This window comes from Streptomyces sp. NRRL F-5126, assembly GCF_000721265.1.
In the GTDB taxonomy this organism is placed as follows: domain Bacteria; phylum Actinomycetota; class Actinomycetes; order Streptomycetales; family Streptomycetaceae; genus Streptomyces.
The window spans coordinates 1-510 of record NZ_JOFZ01000067.1; the positions used below are offsets into that span (position 1 = coordinate 1).

Annotated in this window: 1 pseudogene; it reads left to right on the forward strand. The window is 72.4% G+C overall.

The features are described from left to right. Positions 1–498 (forward strand): annotated as a pseudogene (locus IH48_RS0132330) (glycosyltransferase family 2 protein); the annotation flags it as partial. Between the last annotated feature and the right edge of the window lie 12 nt (positions 499–510).

Below are 510 nucleotides of genomic sequence, written 5' to 3' on the forward strand. Positions count from 1 at the left end.
GGCTACAACGAGGAGTTCATCCGCGCCCAGGACTGGGAGCTGAACTTCCGCATCCGCGAGGCGGGCGGCTCGATCTGGTTCTCGCCCGAGCTGCGCGTCCAGTACAGGCCGCGCCCGTCCGTGCGCGCGCTGGCCAAGCAGTACAAGGACTACGGGCGTTGGCGCCACGTCGTGGCGCGCTACCACGCCGGCTCCATCAACCTGCGCTACCTGGCGCCGCCGACCGCGGTGTGCGCCATCGCCGCGGGCATCGTCGTCGGCGCGGCCGTCACACCGTGGGCCTTCCTCGTGCCCGCAGCGTACGCGGCCGGCATCGTCGCCGGGTCGGTACCGGCGGGCAAGGGACTCGGTGCCAAGGCGCGCCTGCAGATTCCGGTGGCGCTCGCCACGATGCACATGGCCTGGGGATACGGCTTCCTGACGAGCCCGCGCTCACTCGCCAGGCGGGTGATCGCGAGCCGCAGGCCCGCCGTGCCGAAGGACACCACGGCGGTGTGACGCCACACGGCC